The 17,029-nt window shown below is 65.9% G+C and carries 15 protein-coding genes; 3 read left to right on the forward strand and 12 right to left on the reverse strand.

Annotated features, from left to right (window positions below; all coding sequences use genetic code 11):
* Positions 1-8: 8 nt before the first annotated feature.
* Genes LFT49_RS13270 through LFT49_RS13280 form a run of 3 tightly spaced genes read right to left on the reverse strand, consistent with a single transcriptional unit; the run spans position 9 to position 3,916 of the window.
* Complete coding sequence (locus LFT49_RS13270; protein WP_237428492.1) at positions 9-1,106, reverse strand: NADH:flavin oxidoreductase/NADH oxidase; 1,098 nt, start codon at positions 1,104-1,106, stop codon at positions 9-11.
* Positions 1,106-2,098, reverse strand: a complete 993-nt coding sequence (locus LFT49_RS13275; RefSeq protein WP_237428493.1) for a tetratricopeptide repeat protein — start codon at positions 2,096-2,098, stop codon at positions 1,106-1,108. Before LFT49_RS13275 ends, LFT49_RS13270 begins: the two co-directional genes overlap by 1 nt.
* Positions 2,099-2,149: 51 nt before the next feature.
* Positions 2,150-3,916, reverse strand: a complete 1,767-nt coding sequence (locus LFT49_RS13280; RefSeq protein ID WP_236802888.1) for a hypothetical protein — start codon at positions 3,914-3,916, stop codon at positions 2,150-2,152.
* Between the two features lie 234 nt (positions 3,917-4,150).
* Between LFT49_RS13280 and LFT49_RS13285 the strand changes: the two genes are divergently transcribed.
* Complete coding sequence (locus LFT49_RS13285; RefSeq protein WP_373462115.1) at positions 4,151-5,470, forward strand: AI-2E family transporter; 1,320 nt, start codon at positions 4,151-4,153, stop codon at positions 5,468-5,470.
* Between the two features lie 75 nt (positions 5,471-5,545).
* Here LFT49_RS13285 and LFT49_RS13290 read toward each other — a convergent pair whose 3' ends face one another.
* Entirely contained in the window at positions 5,546-6,343 is a 798-nt protein-coding gene (locus LFT49_RS13290; RefSeq protein WP_237428494.1) for an alpha/beta hydrolase, read from the reverse strand.
* A 46-nt stretch (positions 6,344-6,389) separates the two neighbouring features.
* Positions 6,390-6,743 carry an ATP/GTP-binding protein gene (locus tag LFT49_RS13295; protein ID WP_236798761.1) on the reverse strand — a complete coding sequence of 118 codons (354 nt, stop codon included), beginning with the start codon at positions 6,741-6,743 and terminating at the stop codon, positions 6,390-6,392.
* 105 nt (positions 6,744-6,848) lie between these two features.
* On the opposite strand from LFT49_RS13295, the gene nucS reads away from it, so the two are divergent.
* Together nucS and LFT49_RS13305 are read left to right on the forward strand one after the other, a co-directional pair.
* Positions 6,849-7,544 carry an endonuclease NucS gene (nucS, locus tag LFT49_RS13300; protein WP_236798762.1) on the forward strand — a complete coding sequence of 232 codons (696 nt, stop codon included), beginning with the start codon at positions 6,849-6,851 and terminating at the stop codon, positions 7,542-7,544.
* A gap of 307 nt (positions 7,545-7,851) precedes the next feature.
* A complete protein-coding gene (locus tag LFT49_RS13305; RefSeq protein ID WP_003804766.1) occupies positions 7,852-8,055 on the forward strand; it encodes a cold-shock protein in 204 nt (67 codons plus the stop codon).
* A gap of 157 nt (positions 8,056-8,212) precedes the next feature.
* Here the strand turns inward: LFT49_RS13305 and LFT49_RS13310 are convergent, their stop codons facing one another.
* The 7 genes from LFT49_RS13310 to atpA all read right to left on the reverse strand — a co-directional run bounded on the left by LFT49_RS13310 (position 8,213) and on the right by atpA (position 17,004).
* Positions 8,213-10,771: a bifunctional lysylphosphatidylglycerol flippase/synthetase MprF gene (locus LFT49_RS13310; protein WP_236802890.1), complete on the reverse strand. Its 2,559-nt coding sequence runs from the start codon at positions 10,769-10,771 to the stop codon at positions 8,213-8,215.
* Positions 10,772-10,803: 32 nt separating this feature from the next.
* On the reverse strand, positions 10,804-12,132 hold the full coding sequence (locus LFT49_RS13315) for an alpha/beta hydrolase (protein ID WP_236798763.1): 1,329 nt from the start codon (positions 12,130-12,132) through the stop codon (positions 10,804-10,806).
* A 5-nt stretch (positions 12,133-12,137) separates the two neighbouring features.
* Complete coding sequence (locus LFT49_RS13320; RefSeq protein WP_236798765.1) at positions 12,138-12,569, reverse strand: DUF2550 domain-containing protein; 432 nt, start codon at positions 12,567-12,569, stop codon at positions 12,138-12,140.
* A gap of 10 nt (positions 12,570-12,579) precedes the next feature.
* Positions 12,580-12,864: a F0F1 ATP synthase subunit epsilon gene (locus LFT49_RS13325; protein ID WP_018760117.1), complete on the reverse strand. Its 285-nt coding sequence runs from the start codon at positions 12,862-12,864 to the stop codon at positions 12,580-12,582.
* 1 nt (position 12,865) lies between these two features.
* A complete protein-coding gene (gene atpD / locus LFT49_RS13330) occupies positions 12,866-14,320 on the reverse strand; it encodes a F0F1 ATP synthase subunit beta (RefSeq protein WP_236798766.1) in 1,455 nt (484 codons plus the stop codon).
* 83 nt (positions 14,321-14,403) lie between these two features.
* Positions 14,404-15,294 carry a F0F1 ATP synthase subunit gamma gene (locus LFT49_RS13335; RefSeq protein ID WP_236798768.1) on the reverse strand — a complete coding sequence of 297 codons (891 nt, stop codon included), beginning with the start codon at positions 15,292-15,294 and terminating at the stop codon, positions 14,404-14,406.
* A 72-nt stretch (positions 15,295-15,366) separates the two neighbouring features.
* A complete protein-coding gene (gene atpA, locus LFT49_RS13340) occupies positions 15,367-17,004 on the reverse strand; it encodes a F0F1 ATP synthase subunit alpha (RefSeq protein WP_018768403.1) in 1,638 nt (545 codons plus the stop codon).
* Positions 17,005-17,029: the final 25 nt, after the last annotated feature.

A 17,029-nucleotide genomic window follows, 5' to 3' on the forward strand; every position in this document is an offset into this window, starting at 1 on the left:
GACGACGCTTAGAACGTGCGCCGCGGGACAGCCCGCTCGTACTGGGGCGGCCAGGGAAGGTCGTAGCCCAATTCGAAGGCGGCGCGAAGCCACCAGTGCGGATCGCGCAGCGCGGCCCGGGCGATGAAGACGCCGTCGGCCTGTCCGGTGGCAATGGCGTGCTCCGCCTGGCCGGGAGTGGTCACCAGCCCCACGGTGCCGGTGGCGACGCCGGCTTCGTCCCGGATGGCGGCCGAGAAACCGGTCTGGTAGCCCAGCCCCGGCTTGATCTGCTGGTGCGCCACGGCTCCCCCGCTGGAGACGTCCACCAGGTCCACACCGCGGGCGGCCGCTTCCCGGGCCAGCCGGACGGACGCCGCCTGGTCCACGCCGCCCGGTGCCCAGTCGGTGGCCGAGACCCGGAGCAGCAGCGGCATGGAATCCGGAATCACGGCCCTGACTGCATCTACAACGGACAACATCAGCCGGTTCCGTCCGGCTTCGTCCCCGCCCCATTCGTCCTCGCGCTGGTTGATCAGCGGGCTCTGGAACTGGTGCAGCAGGTAGCCGTGCGCCCCGTGGATTTCCATGGTGTCAAAACCCGCATCCACCGCGCGGACAGCGGCGGCGGCAAAGTCATCGATGACGCCCTGTATCTGCTCCACGGTCATGGCCGCAGGCGCCGCGTAGCCCTCAAAGGAAGTGGTGGACGGGCCCACAGTTTCCCAGCCGCCCTCGGACGCCGGAACGCTGCCGTGCTTGCCGGAAAAAGGCCAGTACGTGGAGGCCTTCCGGCCGGCGTGGGCCAGCTGGACACCGATCTTGGTGCCGGCCACGCCGTTCCGGTGGACGAAGGAAATGATCCGCTCCCACGCCGCCGCCTGCTCGTCGTTGTAGAGGCCTGCGTCGCGGGGGCTGATGCGGCCCTCGGCGTTCACTGCCGCGGCCTCGGTGAGGATCATCGCCGCGCCGCCCACGGCGAAGCCGCCCAGGTGCACCAGGTGCCAGTCGTGCGGGACGCCGGGGGCGTCGTCGGGATCGCAGCTGTACTGGCACATGGGCGACACCCAGCCCCGGTGCTGCAGCTCCATGGACCGCAGGGCCAGCGGCTGGAACAGGGCCGGCATTAGAACAGCACCCGCGCGAGCGCCTGGCGCGCCTTTGCCACACGCTCATCACCGGCGCCCACCACGTCGAAGAGTTCCAGCAGCCGGACGCGGGCGGTCTCGCGTTCGGGGCCGAAATTCCTGCCAATGAAGGCCACCAGGCGGTTCAGTGCGTCCTCCACGTGCCCGCCGGCCACGTCCAGGTCCGCCACGCCAAGCTGCGCGTCCAGGTTGTCCGGCTCATTGGCGGCAAGCCCACGCAGTGCGTCGCTGTCCTGGGCGGACAGCGACTGCAGCCGGTCCATCAACTCCACCTGCGCCAGCCCGGCCTTGGCTTCATGGTCCGACGGCATTTCCTTCAGGGCCTGGCGATAAGCTTCGGCGGCTGCGGCATAATCGCCGGCCTCGATGGCGTCGAACGCCGCCTGGTGCAGGGGCGGCAGCGGCGCAGTCTCCTGGGCACCGGCGGCACCGGCGTCCAGGCTGCCGGTGACCCCGTTGGCCGCGGCAACCTTGAGGAGTTCGTCGAAGAGGCTGCGCACCTGCTGCTCATCCGCCGCGCCTTGGAAGAGCGGCACCGGCTGTCCCTTGAGGACGGCAACGGCAGTGGGAACGGCCTGCACCTGGAAGGCCTGGGCAAGCTGCGGGAAGGCTTCGATGTCGGCTGCCCCAAGGACCAAACGGCCGCCGTAGGAGGCCACCACGCGGTCCAGGGTGTCAAGCATCCTGCTGGACTCCGGCGAGTAGGCGGCCCACAGGGCAAACACCACCGGCACCTGCGCGGACAACTCCACCAGCTGCTGGAAGTTCGCTTCAGTGACGTTGACCGTGAGTTCGGGTCCGCCGTCGGGTCCGCCGGGCTGCGCACCCTGGTCCGCCCCAGCGGCGGGACCGGAAGGAGCCGGGCCGGATGGGGATGCGGGGCGCTTCAGCGAGGAAAGGTCGACGGCGCCGCGCAGGTTAAGCAGGTTGGCAGCGGCAGGAGGGACTGGGCGGGAAGCTGGCGAACTCATGTTTCCCACTCTAGCCACTCCGGCCGCTGCCGGTGGTAATACAGCCAGGCGCTACTTGAAGCTGGCGCCGACCAGGCCGCGGGTGGCGGCAACGAGCTTCATCGGGTCCGTGGATCCTGCCGGGGGCACGTAGACCGCCATGGATTCGGCGAAGCTCAGGACCATTCCCGTGGTGGTTTCCTTGCCGCCGGCCAGGGCAGCGGCGTCGTCCCCGATGCTGAGCTTGTCGCCGGCCGCCTTCGGTGTGCCTTCGAAGCCGAAGTTGATCCGGCCCAGGACCAGCGCCCCGCCGTCAGCGGTGCGGAACACCACGGTGTTCTCCGGAACCACCTTGTGCGTGAAGGAGAAGTTGCCGTTCTGGCCGGACTTCACCACCTCCGCCTGGTAGGACAGGGTGTCGGCGATGTACGGCGAGGACTGGCCCTCGACGAGCTTGTCCTTGAAGGGCGAGTCCGCCGACGTAAGCCGGTCGGCGAGTCCGGACATCGCTTCCTCGCCGCTGTAGAGCAGGCCGGACTTGTCCGACGCGGCAAGGGTCTCAGTGCCCCCGCGGCTGATGTTGGGGAACGTGGTGCCCGGCTGGAGGGGCGTAGTTTCCGTCAGCTTGTAGTTTTCGCGCGGCGACTTCTGGACCAGCGTCAGGATCTGCGGAACCACGTTGCCTTCACCCTGGGTCACGGCCAGCACCGAACGCGGCCAGTTCCGGTCGCTGGTGACCACGTAAGTCAGCAGCTTGGTGGAGCGCACCGGCATCCGCGGTTCGTAGGAGCCGACCTGCGAGCGGATCTTGTAATTCTGCGTGCGGATCTCCAGTTCAGGTCCGCCCACCCGGCCGGCAAGTTTCGCCGCGTCCTTGGCTGCGTCTCCGGCATCGGTGGCGCTGGAGACCTGCTCCAGGATCCGCCGGAACTGGGCATCGAGCAGCACCGGCAGACCGGATGCTTCCTTGGCCGGTGACGAGGCACTGCCGGAAGGCTGCGGGCTGGGGGTGGCCGCCTGGGCGGCGGTGGCGGAACCAGCCAGCACGGCGGCAGCAACAGCCGCTGCCACCATGGTCACCTTGGAGGAGGACGACGACGGCGCCTGGTTTTGGTTGCCGGCGTTCGATGTGTCCGGGTTCAGTGAGCCTTCGTTCTGCGAGCCGGCATCCGCCGACTTGGCTTTGCGTGCACGGGCCCGGCGCGCATAGCTGCTGCTGCCGCCGTCGCTGATGTCACCGTCGGTGCTGTCACCGGCATCTTCTCCGTTCTTCCTGCGCGCGGCGAGCAACGCCAGGACGATTCCGGCGACGATCAGCAGGCTGCCCAGGACCATCAGCGGCACCGCCCAAGGCGTGGAAGTGTCGTTCGGGAACGTCATGGACACAGAGGCGGGTGCCGGCTTGGTGCCGTCGGAGGCCAGCAGGAGGGTCCACTCGCCGTCAGCCGGCGGGGTCCAGGTGTACTCAAGCTCGCCGCCCGCGTTCTCGCTGGACACCCACAGATCGGAGCCGGCCGGGTTGGGGGCGGCAGCATCGCCGTCAGTGTGGTCAACCTGGAGGGACTTTTCGTCCTCGGAAACCCCGCTGATGGTGTTGTGGGCCGTCTTGCCGACCCAGGCATTGACGTCGTCGGGGCGGCCCGATGCCAGCATGAAGTTGCCGTCACCCTGGATGTTGATCTTCACGGTTCCGCCGTGCAGGGTGCGCAGCTTCTGGTCAATGACCGTCAGCGGCGCCGCGGCGGCATCGGCCGGCGCGGAAGCGGTAAACGTCTCGGATGGAGCCCAGATGGTTCTCTGGCCGATGCCGGCCAAAAGTGTCAGGAGGCCGAGCAGCACAAGTGCGGCTGCAGTCTTTAAACGCAAGGGAAACACCTATCATCAGCGGGGGTTTACCTTCAATAGTAACCTTTCTGTTATCAGGGGCCCCTGTCAGGCGGTTCCCCGCCTTTCCCAGTGGGCACCCGGGCAGCGCCTTAGGCAGGCGGTGGCAAGCCTGCTGATAGTGTTTGCGATGATCATCACACCGGCCCGCGAAGGCGGAGCCACGCACGGAACAGGCCCCTAGAACCAGTGACAGACAAGACGGACCCGTCCTCGGCGGCAGCCGCAAATCCCGGGGATCCCAGGGACCCTGTCCCTGCTCCGGTGCCTCCCCTGGGCATGGCGGCAACCGCCCGCCGCAGGGGTACTGCCGCCGCCGCCCTTGGCCAGGTGGTCCGGCGGCTTCGCCAGCCCCTGCCCGGGGCGCAGCCCAGGCTCCGGTTCGAGATGCCACCCGAATACACGGGGCAGGCCCCGGAAACGGAGCACGGCGGTGACGAGGAGCCGCAGTTCGGCCACCCTGGTCCGCGCATGTCCCCGCAACACCCGCTGTACATGGGCTTCATGGGGACTGTGGGCGTGGGCCTGGCGCTGCTGGTCTACTGGATCGGCTCCCACACCACGCAGCTGCTGCTGTGGATCGTGGCGGCGCTGTTCATCGCCCTGGGCCTGGAGCCCGTGGTGGGCTGGCTGGAGAGCCGCAAAATTCCCCGGCCCGCCGGAATCCTGGTCTCTGTGGCGGTCCTGATGGGCGCCGTCGTCGGATTCTTCGCCACGCTCATTCCCACCATCGTGGAGCAGGTCTCCGAGATCGTGCGGCAGGCACCGGACTGGATGCGCAACTTCATGGACTCGGATTTCTTCCGCAGCCTTGACGACCAGTTCGGCGTGCGCGACCGCATCACGGAGGAGGTCAACAAGTTCGTCAACGACCCCGCCGCGATGGGCGGTATTTTCGGTGGCGTGCTGGGCTTCGGGTCCACCGTGGCCAACGGCCTCTTTGGCGCCCTCATCGTCCTGGTTCTGAGCCTGTACTTCCTGGCAGCGCTGCCGGCCATGAAGAAGTGGGGCTACCGCCTGGCGCCGCGCTCCCGCCGAAAGCGCGTGGCCGCCCTCTCGGAGGAAATCACCCGGTCGGTGGGAAACTACGTGATCGGCCAGGCGTGCGTGGCCCTGCTCAACGCCACCTTCGCCTTCGTGGTGATGTCCATCGTGGGCGTCCCCTTCGCGCTGCTCCTGGCGTTCGTGGTGGTCCTGCTGGCATTCATCCCTTTGGTTGGCGGGATGATCGCAGGCATTGTAGTAACGCTCGTGTCCCTTACCGAGGGCTGGCAGGTGGCGGCCATCTACGCCATCTGCTACTTCGCCTACCTGCAGTTCGAGGCCTACTTCATCTCACCGCGCATCATGCAGAAGGCAGTTGCCGTGCCCGGTGCGGTGGCCGTGATCTCGGTGATCGCCGGCGGCAGCCTCCTGGGCGTCCTGGGGGCCCTGATCGCCATCCCCACCGCCGCTGCCGTGCTGCTGCTGCTCCGGGAGATTTACATCGTTCGGCAGGACCAGCACTGAGGGTCCGGCAGGACCAGCACTGAAACGGGTCGTCCCTTGGCGCCTGCCTTTGGCGCTGCGCCCGGGGCTTGACCGCTAGGCCCCGGCAGTCGCCGTCGGACCGTCCCACTCCTGCGGCAGTTCCGCGTCGGCCTGGACGGGAGTGACCTGCGCCACGATGTCGTTCAGGACCCTGGCAGCATACTTCTCCCCCACCCACAGGTGCTTGGCCCCGGCCACGCCCACCACCCGGGCCTGCGGCACCACGCTGAACCGGGCGGTGGCCTCCGACGGCTGCAGGAAGTCGTCGTGCTCCGGTACCAGGACCGTGAGCGGCTTGCCCGATTCCGCCCACAGCTGCAGGTGCTTGTCCGTTGCGCGGTGCAGCGGTGGCGACAGCAGCACCGCGCCCTCGATCTGGGGCGCCACGGGCTCGATGGCGCCGTACATCAGCGCAAGTTCGGTGCCGAAGGACCAGCCCACCAGCCAACGGTTGGGCAGGTTCCGTTCCACGGCGAAACGGACGGCCGCCTCCACGTCATAGCGTTCGCCGATTCCTTCCTCGAAGCCGCCGCTGCTGGTGCCGCGCGGAGAGGCGGTACCGCGGGTGTTGAAGCGCAGAACGGCGATGCCCGCCAGCGCCGGCAGCCGGTATGAGGCCTTGCGGTAGATATGGGAGTCCATGAAGCCGCCGTGCGTCGGCAGCGGGTGGAGCGTGATCAATGTGGCCTTCACTGGCCCCGATTCAGGCAGTGCCAGCTCCCCCACCAGCGTGTGGCCGTCCTCCGTCTGCAGCTCGATGTTCTCCCGCCGGGCCGGCAGGACTGTGGAGGCACGGATGGGAACGGGGCCCTGGCCCTGGGTGAACTGGTACGACGCCGGATCAAAAGTCATGCCTGCCAGCTTAGCGACAGTGGGGGCATCCGCCGTTCCCGGCCGGTCAGCGGTAGCGGTAGCTGCGCGTCAGCCAGCAGTTGGTGTGCCAGTGCCGGCGTTCGGCAAGGCCGGCGGCGGCGCCAAAGAGGTGGTCGTCCTTCCATACCACCAGGTGTGCGACCCCGGGCAGCACCGCCGTGGAGCACTCCGGGCAGATGTAGGTCTTCTCGGCGTTTTTGGCAGTCATGGTCCGCACCATCCACTCACCATCGGGGGCGCTTTCCCGGCGGGCAATTCCGGCCCGCGCACGCTCCAGGTCCAGTTCGGGGACGTCCCCGTTCCTTTTCCGCCCTGCACCTTTGCCGGAAACGGGAGCCCTGCCGGAAACGGGACGGCGGGGACGGTTGGAGCGCGGCATGTATCCATTCTGCCCCAGCCTGCCCGCTGACCCGCGCCGCTTCCCCCAAGGTGCGTCCCGCCGTCGGGCATAACCTGCCGGAGCCCACGCGATAGTCTGTACGGCGTGCGACTTGTCATAGCCCATTGCTCCGTTGATTACGTTGGCCGGCTCAAAGCCCATCTCCCCCTCGCCACCCGGCTCCTGCTGGTCAAGGCGGACGGCTCCGTGCTGGTGCACTCCGATGGCGGTTCCTACAAGCCGTTGAACTGGATGAGCCCGCCGGCCACGCTCCGGGTTTCGTCCCCTGACGAGGTGGACCTGGAGCTTGGGGTGGTGGAGCAGTGGACCGTGCAGTCGGCCAAGACCGATGACCGGCTCATCATCAACATCCACGAGAAGATCAGTGAGTCCTCACACGACCTTGGGGTAGACCCCGGCCTGATCAAGGACGGCGTGGAAGCGGACCTGCAGCGACTGCTGGCCGAGCAGATCGAAACGCTGGGCGAGGGCTACTCGCTGATCAGGCGCGAGTACTTCACCGCTATTGGTCCCGTGGACATCCTGGCCCGGGACGCTGACGGCGCCACGGTGGCCATTGAGCTCAAGCGCCGGGGGGACATCGACGGCGTGGAGCAGCTCACGAGGTACCTGGAACTCCTTAACCGCGACCCGCTGCTGGCACCGGTGCGGGGCATCTTTGCGGCCCAGCAGATCAAGCCGCAGGCAAAGGTGCTGGCCAACGACCGCGGGATCGACTGCGTAACCCTTGATTACGACGCCATGCGCGGAGTTGACGACAGCGAATCGCGGCTCTTCTAAGCGACTTTCCTTTGTTGCTTCAGGCACCTAAATGGCTGCGTTCAGGCCAGACCTCTTCGTCACCTGTTTTTTACCTAAATTTTCGCTTTTTTGCTGTCCGGGCCGTTGACCTGCGGGAATGGGCATGAAATTCTTATCTCAGTCTTTGTGTAGGTGTTTTTCATGCTCGCAAGACATGTTGCGAGCGCGAAGCTCCTGCAGCGCCGGACCCCTCCCGGGGAAGGCAATCCAGGATTCTTCTCGCGGAGTGACCAAGGGCGGCACGAGGTGTGCCGTTCTTAAAAAGTTCCACAATGAGGAGAAATAAATGGCACAGGGAACCGTCAAGTGGTTCAACGCTGAAAAGGGCTTCGGCTTCATCACCCCGGACGACTCCGATGGCGATGTCTTCGTTCACTACTCCGAAATCCAGACCGGCGGCTTCAAGACCCTCGACGAGAACCAGCGCGTTCAGTTCGAAATCGGCCAGGGTGCCAAGGGCCCCCAGGCCACCGGCGTAACTGTCGTCTAAGTAAACCGCCCGGCCGCTTTCCGTGGCCGCCAGCGACAAATGGTCCCCGGCAATTTTCGCCGGGGACCATTTTGTTTTGTCCGGAATTACGCAGCCTAAATGCAGGATTTCTCCCGGGGTGCTTTACAGCGGCACAATTTTGGCAGCCTATCCGGCGTCAGGTGACCAATTTACGGACCAGCCGGGCGCCCTGCGCCAGGGATAGGCCGGGGAGGTAGGCCCGGGTCAGCGCCCGGCCGATGGCGGGCAGGTGCAGCGGGTCCTGGTAATACAGGTAGAGCGCCCGGTACTCCGGCTTGAACCGGGACTTGAAGGCCGCCAGGGAACGGAAGCCGTAGACAGGCTCCAGCGCGTGGCCTACCAGATCCAGGATCCTGACCAGGTTCTGCGCTCCCTCGTCGGTGGCACCCGCGTCCTCCTGGCCCTTAGCCGCGGCCGTATCCTCTGCAGCGGCTCCAGTCTCGGGCTCGATGTCCGGACGGCTGGCCAGCGGCGAGCCGGACAGGGAAATAACGTCCACGGAATCCCGCAGCTCAAGGACAGCCGAGGCGATCAGGAATTCCATTACCCCAGGGAATCCCTCGCTGCCCCGGCGCATGACGTCCAATGTCCGGCTGACCAGCCGCCCGCCGTCGTACACGGGCAACCAGCTTGTCACGCCGTGGACCGTGCCGTTACCGTCCACAGCCAAGCAGCAGAGGACTTCCTCGTCATCAAGTTCGTCCACTCCCCCAAGCGTGAAGCCCATTTCCGGCACCGACTTGGTGGCCGCCCACTCCTCGGACACTTCGTTCAACCGCGACCGCAGCGCCGGCGGCAGCGAGTGGTAGGAGCCCCAGACCGCGTGGACCCCCAGCTTGGCGGCGCGGTTCAGGGCTGTCCGGACGTTCTGCCATTCCTTGCCCTTGAACTCGAGCTCGTTCAGCGCCAGCCGGGTCTCCTGGGCAACGGCCACGCGGGAAAACCCGCGTTCCCTGAGCATCGGCCACATGGTGTCGTCGCAGGAATACAGCGCGGGGACCAGGGCCTGGCTGCGGCAGTAATCCAGGAACCCCTCGGTCACCCGCTGCTCAGCCGCCCGGTCACCGATGGCGCCGCCCAGGGTCAGCGCCACCGTCCCATGCTGCTGGAACGCCATGGCACCGGCACCGTCCGGGCTGAACCAGTAGGTGTTGGGCTCCCAGAGTGCCATCCAGGACAGGGGCCCGCCGCCCCGGTGGAGCAGCTCCCGGGCGCGGTCCCGGTCCTGCCGCCCGAAGTTGAGGCCGTGGTGCCGGCCCACCAGCACCCACCACACGGCCACCAGGGCTACAAGCCAGAACACCGGACCCGAGTAGGCGAACAGCATCGCCTCAGCGCTGTCCTGCTCAGGAAAGACCCGGCGGAAATGTTGTGGAATGGGCACCGGAACGTACTGCCGGGCCAGCTCGGCGAAAAGACCCAGCAGACCGCCGTCGCGGGCCAGTCCCCCGGACCAGAACCAGGCCACCGTGTAGGAGCTGGCCAGGGCAAGCCAGGTTCCGCAGACCACCGCACCGAGCACGCGCCGGGCGCCTGGCCGCGTCTGCACGCGGAACTGCCGCCGGTTCAGCCACAGGACGACCGCCAGCAGCAGCGGGACAACCACGAGCGGAAGCACGTGCGCGAAGGCCGAGGACAGCGGCGTGGCATGCGTGCCCTGCAGGCGGGACGGGACAAGGGCGAACAAGGCAAGGTAGACGGCGGCCAGCGCGGTAACAGCCAGCTGGATGGCCAGGGCGATGTTAAGGGCCAGCCGGCGGCCGCGCCGCATGCCGTCCGCGCAGATCAGCAGCAGGATGACCGGCACCACCGCCAGGGCCAAACCGAACGGCCCGGCAAATCCTGCCCTTCCGGTCTCCAGGCAGGACGCGTCCACCGTGGCGCCGCAGTTGAACACAAGCTGGCTGAGGGTGGGCATCGGGCTGAGCACGACGTCGCGCAGCAGGGCCAGCGGGCCCGTGGGCGCCCGCGTGATGCCGGTCAGTATAGGCCCCACGGCAAAGACGGCAACAGTGAGGGCCAGCAGGTTCCTGGTCTCGCGCCCCGTGGACCGGTGGCGGTGGAGGCGCCCCTGGTCCCCCTGGATCCACCAACCGGCCAACAGGCCAAGGAGCGCGCCGATAAGGCCGATGACCGTCTCTGCGTGCCCCACATAGAGAACCAGGAGCAGCGAGATGGACAACACCACCGTACGGAGCCGGCGCTGCCACAGGAGGGTGATCCGTGCGCTGGCGGCCAGCCCGGCCGTCAGCACCGGGGCGTAGGGTCCAATCAGGTTGTCGTCGGCCATGGTGTCCAACCAGCCGTCACCCACATATCCCGCCAACTGGGTCACCAGGAGGAACACGGTGACGGCCGCGAACTGGCCGCCGAAGAACAGTCCGACGGCGGCCCGGCGGCCCAGCCTTCGTTCGGCGAGTCCCAGCAGCAGGACAATCATCAGCGATGCGGTGATGTACGCAAGCGGGTTGGTGGCGAAGAAGAGGCTGGTAAACAGCGACCACCACTGCCCGCCCCGCAGGCCAGGGCCACTGACGGACGCAAGCCCCAGCAGCTGCTCCGGCGGGCCGTCCAGGAAGCTTCCGGTCAGGGCAGCGGTGGCGAGGAAGGCAACAACCACGCCGAGGGTGAACGGCATGGACTTCAGCGTGCGCAGGACCTGCTGCACTGCGGGGCGTCCGACGGAGGCCCACATCAGGGCGGCCGTGCGGTTGGGTTGCCTGGTGGTCACCACTGCAACCCCCACTGGTCGCCAAGGAACTGCAGCGCGTCGGCAAAACGCTTGGATGAGGTGTCCCAGGAATGGCCGGTGTGTTCCACCACGTGTGCCTGCACCGTAAAGCCGGCATTCTGCGCTGCCGCGGCAAGCGTCTGGAGGTTGGCCACGAACTCCGGATCGTTTTGCCCTGCGGTGAGGTACATGCCGTGGGTCTCGAACCGTTGGTGTTTCATAATCTCCAGTGGAGTCTGACGGGTGAATTCGTCGGGGTTCCCCGGGAACGCCGCGTCGATGGTCTTCTGCCGTTCCTTGGCAATTGCCGGTTCCGCTTCGCTGGAGAAAGCCAGCACGTCGGCGTAAATGTCGGGATGCCTGGTCCCCATTTGCACCGCACACGTGCCGCCGAAAGAGAAACCTCCGATGGCCCAGTGGCTGTGGTTGGTGTCCACCGCCAGGGTGGAACCGATCCATTGTGGAACGTCCTGGGAAAGGTACGTGTCCGCTTTGGCGATCCGGCTGTCCATGCACATGGTGTTGGCGGACTGCGAGCCGTTGGGATCGGGGATGACCACCACCGGAGACACCCCGCCGTGGGCAGCGGCGAAAGAATCCATATGGCCGCGGATGGCGCCGCCGGTAAGCCAGTCGGCAGGGCCGCCAGGCTGGCCCGCGACCAGGACCAGCACCGGCAGGGCGGGGCGGTTGGCTGCGAAGTAGGCGGGCGGAAGGTAAATGTAGGCGTCGCGGGTGTTCATCCCGGACAACGTTCCGGGGATCGCGGACTTGCGCAGGACACCTCCGGCAGGCAACTCCCCCTGCGGCTTCCAGCCCCGCAGGGGCAGGCCGTCGGGTTCCCCGGCATGGCGCATGAGGTCCTGCTCCAGCGCGGGAATGCGGGCCAGGGCCGTACCCAGCAGGTCACTGACGGTCCTGTTCAGGCCAAAGTAGGCGTTGATCTGGATCGCCGAGAGCAGCACCACCAGCAGCGCAGCGAGGATCCCTCCCCCGCGGCCGCTCCAACTCGTCCTGGGCAGCCGGAGCAGGCACAGGAGCAGGGCCGCCACACCCGGCACCAGCCACAGCAGGACGGGGTCGGGCAGGTCCTCGGGGAAGATGGTGAAGATGTTGATGAGCGCCCAGTGGACCGTGCCGACCAGGGCAAATGCGGCTGCTGTGGCCGTGAGGATACGGACCGCCCACGCCCGGACGCGATGGACCGGAACCATGGCGGCGCGCCAAGGCGGCACCAGGAGGTAGGCGGCGCCGCCCATTCCCAATACCAGCACGGTTCCATAGAGTGGACCGTCGGTGAGCCGGATGTCTAAAAGCCAGTCCACGTTGGCTAGCGCCAGGTCCCCACGCCAATGACAGGACCTGCTTCCAGCCAGGATGACAGTCCGGTATAGGCGTCGAACTTCATGGCCAGGTGCAGGTCCTGCCCCTCGTAGCGAAGTTCGACGATCACCACGTCCGGCTGTACCTTCACCGCCTCCGCTTCAGTAGGCTTCCGGCGGCCGAGCAGCTCAAGGGAGCTGCGTTTGAACGTGTACTTGGGGCGGACACTCAACGAGATGAGCTTGAACCATTCAAGGTCGTTGTCCTGATAACGACAAACCCCCATCTGCCAGCTGTTTCCAGCTACGCAAATGGAGGCGTCCACCGTGCCGAGGGCACGCCGCAGGTTGAAGCGGCGCACCCCCGAAAGGCACAGTGCAAAAATAAGCAATCCGAACACGACTGCCAGTGCGATGAACGTAATACCCGGTGCGTCCATCAAGGTCGTGCTAGCGGATCCCAGCGGTAGCCGAGCCGCCCAACTGGGCGTTGTCAGCAACGATCACCACGCGGTTGTTGTCGACGGAGAAGAACCCGCCGTCGACGTCCACCGCAATACGGTCTCCGGACACCGGCTGGATTGCCAGTTCACCCTCGGCCAGGATCGCCAGCAGGGGCGAGTGGCCGGGCAGGATTCCGATTTCACCATCGCTGGTGCGGGCCTTGACCATCTTGGCCGCTCCGGACCACACGAAGTGGTCCGCTGCGACAATCTCAACCTCAAGCTCAGCCATATTACTTGGTCTGTTCCTGGATCTTGGCCCACTGGCGCTCGACGTCATCAAGGCCACCGACGTTGAAGAACGCCTGCTCCGCGATGTGGTCGAGTTCACCGTCGCAGATCGCCGCGAAGCCTTCAACGGTGTCCTTGATGGAGACCGTGGAGCCTTCAACACCGGTGAACTGCTTGGCGGTGTAGGTGTTCTGCGAGAGGAACTGCTGGATGCGGCGTGCACGCGACACGACGATCTTGTCTTCCTCGGAGAGCTCATCGACACCGAGGATGGCGATGATGTCCTGGAGTTCCTTGTTCTTCTGCAGGATCTGCTTAACACGGACGGCCGTGTTGTAGTGGTCCTTGCCGATGTACTGGGGGTCCAGGATTCGGGAGGTGGACGTCAGCGGGTCCACGGCCGGGTACAGACCACGGGAGGCGATTTCACGGGAGAGTTCCGTGGTCGCATCGAGGTGCGCGAAGGTGGTGGCCGGTGCCGGGTCGGTGTAGTCATCCGCGGGAACGTAGATGGCCTGCATCGAGGTGATCGAGTGGCCCTTGGTGGAGGTGATGCGCTCCTGCAGGAGGCCCATCTCATCCGCAAGGTTGGGCTGGTAACCCACGGCCGAAGGCATGCGGCCGAGGAGGGTGGAAACCTCGGAACCTGCCTGGGTGAAGCGGAAGATGTTGTCGATGAAGAGCAGCACGTCCTGGTTCTGCACATCGCGGAAGTACTCCGCCATGGTCAGCGCGGACAGGGCCACGCGCAGGCGCGTTCCCGGCGGCTCATCCATCTGGCCGAACACAAGGGCGGTGTCCTTGAGGACGCCTGCCTCTTCCATTTCAACCCAGAGGTCGTTGCCCTCACGGGTACGCTCGCCAACACCGGCGAATACCGACGTACCACCGAAGTTGCGCGCAACACGGGTGATCATTTCCTGGATCAGCACGGTCTTGCCCACGCCGGCGCCACCGAAGAGGCCGATCTTTCCACCCTTGATGTACGGGGTGAGGAGGTCGATGACCTTGATGCCGGTCTCCAGCATCTCGGTGGAACCTTCGAGCGAAGCGAAGCTGGGAGCCTTGCGGTGGATGGGCCAGCGCTCGGTGATTTCCAACTCTGACTCGGCAACGTCCAGGGGCTGTCCCAGGACGTTGAAGATGTGGCCCTTGACGCCGTCACCGACGGGAACGGAGATGGGGGCACCAGTGTCCACCACGGACGTGCCGCGGACGAGTCCGTCGGTGGCCTGGAGGGAGATGGCGCGAACGAGGTTGTCACCCAGGTGCTGGGAGGTCTCGAACGTGATGGTCTTGGTGACACCGTTGAGGGTGATCTCGGTTGTCAGAGCGTTGTAAATGGACGGGATTGCGTCAGCCGGAAATTCGACGTCGACAACCGGGCCGATTACGCGCGCAATACGGCCGGATGCACCGGACGTTGCGGCTACGTGTTCGGTAGCAGTGGCAGTCATCTCTCTCACTTCATTCAGTAGATGGCGTGGGGTTAAGTGTATCTGTGGTGGTGCAGGTTCCGCGGGAACCGAGGCAGTGGAGGCTAGGACGCGAGGGCGTCGGCACCGGCAACAATCTCGGAGAGTTCCTGCGTGATTTCAGCCTGGCGGGCCGTGTTGCGCAGACGCGTGTACTTCTTGATCAGGTCTGTTGCGTTGTCGCCCGCGGACTTCATCGCCCGCTGGCGCGCGGCGAGCTCGGAGGCTGCTGCCTGCAACATGGCCGCGAAGATACGGGATTCGATGTAGCGCGGCAGGAGGGCGTCAAGGACCCGCTCCGCTTCCGGCTCGAACTCGTACAGCGGCAGAAGGTCAGACTCAGATTCGGCCTGCTCTTCCACGACCTCCAGCGGCAGCAGGCGGATGACCGTCGGCTCCTGGGTGACCATGGACTTGAAGCGGGTGTAAACAACGTGGATCTCCTCCACGCCGCCCTCTTCGAACTCAGTTGCGAATTCCGACAGCAGTGCTTCGCCGATCTCGCGTGCCGTGGCGAACTCAGGCGCATCGGTCCCTCCGGTCCAGACCCGCGCATACTCGCGGTTCCGGAAATCGAAGTAGGCCTGTGCCTTGCGTCCGACGACGTAGGTCTTGACTTCCTTGCCCTCTTCGTGAAGAAGCTCGATGAGACCTTCCGCCTGCTTGAGGACGCTGGCCGAGTAGGAGCCGGCAAGGCCGCGGTCCGAGGTGATTACCAGGACGGCGGCACGGCGGATCTGCTCGGGCTCAGTGGTCAGCGGGTGGTCGATCTCGCTCTGGCTGGCGACAGCAGAAACGGCGCGTGTGATCGCGTTCGCGTAAGGCAGTGAAGCTGCTACACGTGCACGGGCCTTGCCGATGCGCGAGGTAGCGATCAGTTCCATCGCCTTGAAGATCTTGCGCATCGACGTGGTCGAGCTGATCTTCTGGCGGTAGACCCGGATCTGGGCTCCCATACTTATCCTTTCCTAGCGTTCCGTGAACCGGGTGTGCCGGACCCGTGGGCCCGGCACACTCGGCCAGTGGAACTAGCGCTTCTGCCTGACGATTTTTTCCTGGTCAACCTGGGCCTCGTCGATGGGGGCATGCTCTTCATGCCCGGCACCGACCAGCAGGTTGTCGCCCTCGCCGAAGAAGCCCTTCTTGAAGTCCACAATCGAGGACTTCAAGGCTGCAACGGTGTCATCGTCCAGCACGTTGGTCTGGGCCAGCGTGGTGAGGATCGAGGACTTGTGGCGCAGGTGCTCAAGGAACTCAGACTCGAAGCGGCTGATGTCCTCGACCGGAACGTCGTCCAGGTAGCCGTTGGTACCGGCCCAGATGGAGACGACCTGGTCCTCGACCGGGAACGGCGAGTACTGGCCCTGCTTGAGCAGTTCCATCAGGCGGGCACCACGGGTCAGCTGCTGGCGGGACGCTGCATCCAGGTCGGATGCGAACATCGCGAACGCCTGCATGTCGCGGTACTGGGCCAGGTCCAGCTTCAAGGTACCGGAGACCTTCTTCATGGACTTCACCTGAGCGGCACCGCCAACGCGGGACACCGAGACACCCACGTCAACAGCGGGGCGCTGGTTGGCGTTGAAGAGGTCGGACTGCAGGAAGATCTGGCCGTCCGTGATGGAGATGACGTTGGTCGGGATGTAGGCGGACACGTCGTTCGCCTTGGTCTCGATCAGCGGCAGTCCGGTCATGGAGCCGGCGCCGAGCTCGTCGGAGAGCTTGGCACAACGCTCCAGCAGGCGGGAGTGCAGGTAGAAGACGTCGCCCGGGTAAGCCTCGCGTCCCGGCGGGCGGCGCAGCAGCAGCGACACGGCGCGGTAGGCTTCGGCCTGCTTGGACAGGTCATCGAACACGATGAGGACGTGCTTGCCGCCGTACATCCAGTGCTGGCCGATGGCCGAGCCGGCGTACGGTGCCAGGTACTTGAAGCCAGCGGGGTCAGAGGCGGGAGAAGCCACGATGGTGGTGTACTCCAATGCGCCGTTGTCCTCGAGGGTCTGGCGGATGGCGGCGATGGTGGACGCCTTCTGGCCGATGGCAACGTAGATGCAGCGGACCTGCTTGGTCACGTCACCGGAGGCCCAGTTGGCCTTCTGGTTGATGATGGTGTCGATGGCAATGGCGGACTTGCCGGTCTGGCGGTCGCCAATGATCAGCTGGCGCTGGCCGCGGCCGATCGGGATCATCGCGTCAATGGCCTTGAGGCCGGTCTGCATCGGCTCGTGGACCGACTTGCGCTGGGTTACGCCCGGGGCCTGAAGCTCCAGTGCGCGGGTGGTCTCGGCCTTGATCTCGCCGAGGTCGTCGATGGGCACGCCCAGCGGGTCGACAACGCGGCCAAGGAAGGCATCGCCCACGGGCACGGACAGAACCTGCCCGGTCCGGTGGACTTCCTGGCCTTCTTCGATGCCGGTGAAGTCGCCGAGGATGATGACGCCGATTTCGCGGACGTCAAGGTTCTGGGCCAGGCCCAGGGTGCCGTCCTCAAAGCGCAGCAGCTCGTTCGCCATGACCGAGGGAAGACCCTCAACACGGGCGATGCCGTCACTAGCGGTGGTTACGCGGCCGACCTCTACGCGCTCTGCGTTCCCGGGTTCGTAGGACGCCGCGAACTCGTTCAGCGCATTACGGACGTCGTCGGCGTTGATGGTCAATTCGGCCATCTGCAGTCCCTGCTCTCCTGTTTGT

The sequence above is a fragment of the Arthrobacter sp. FW306-06-A genome (genome assembly GCF_021870055.1).
GTDB lineage: Bacteria > Actinomycetota > Actinomycetes > Actinomycetales > Micrococcaceae > Arthrobacter.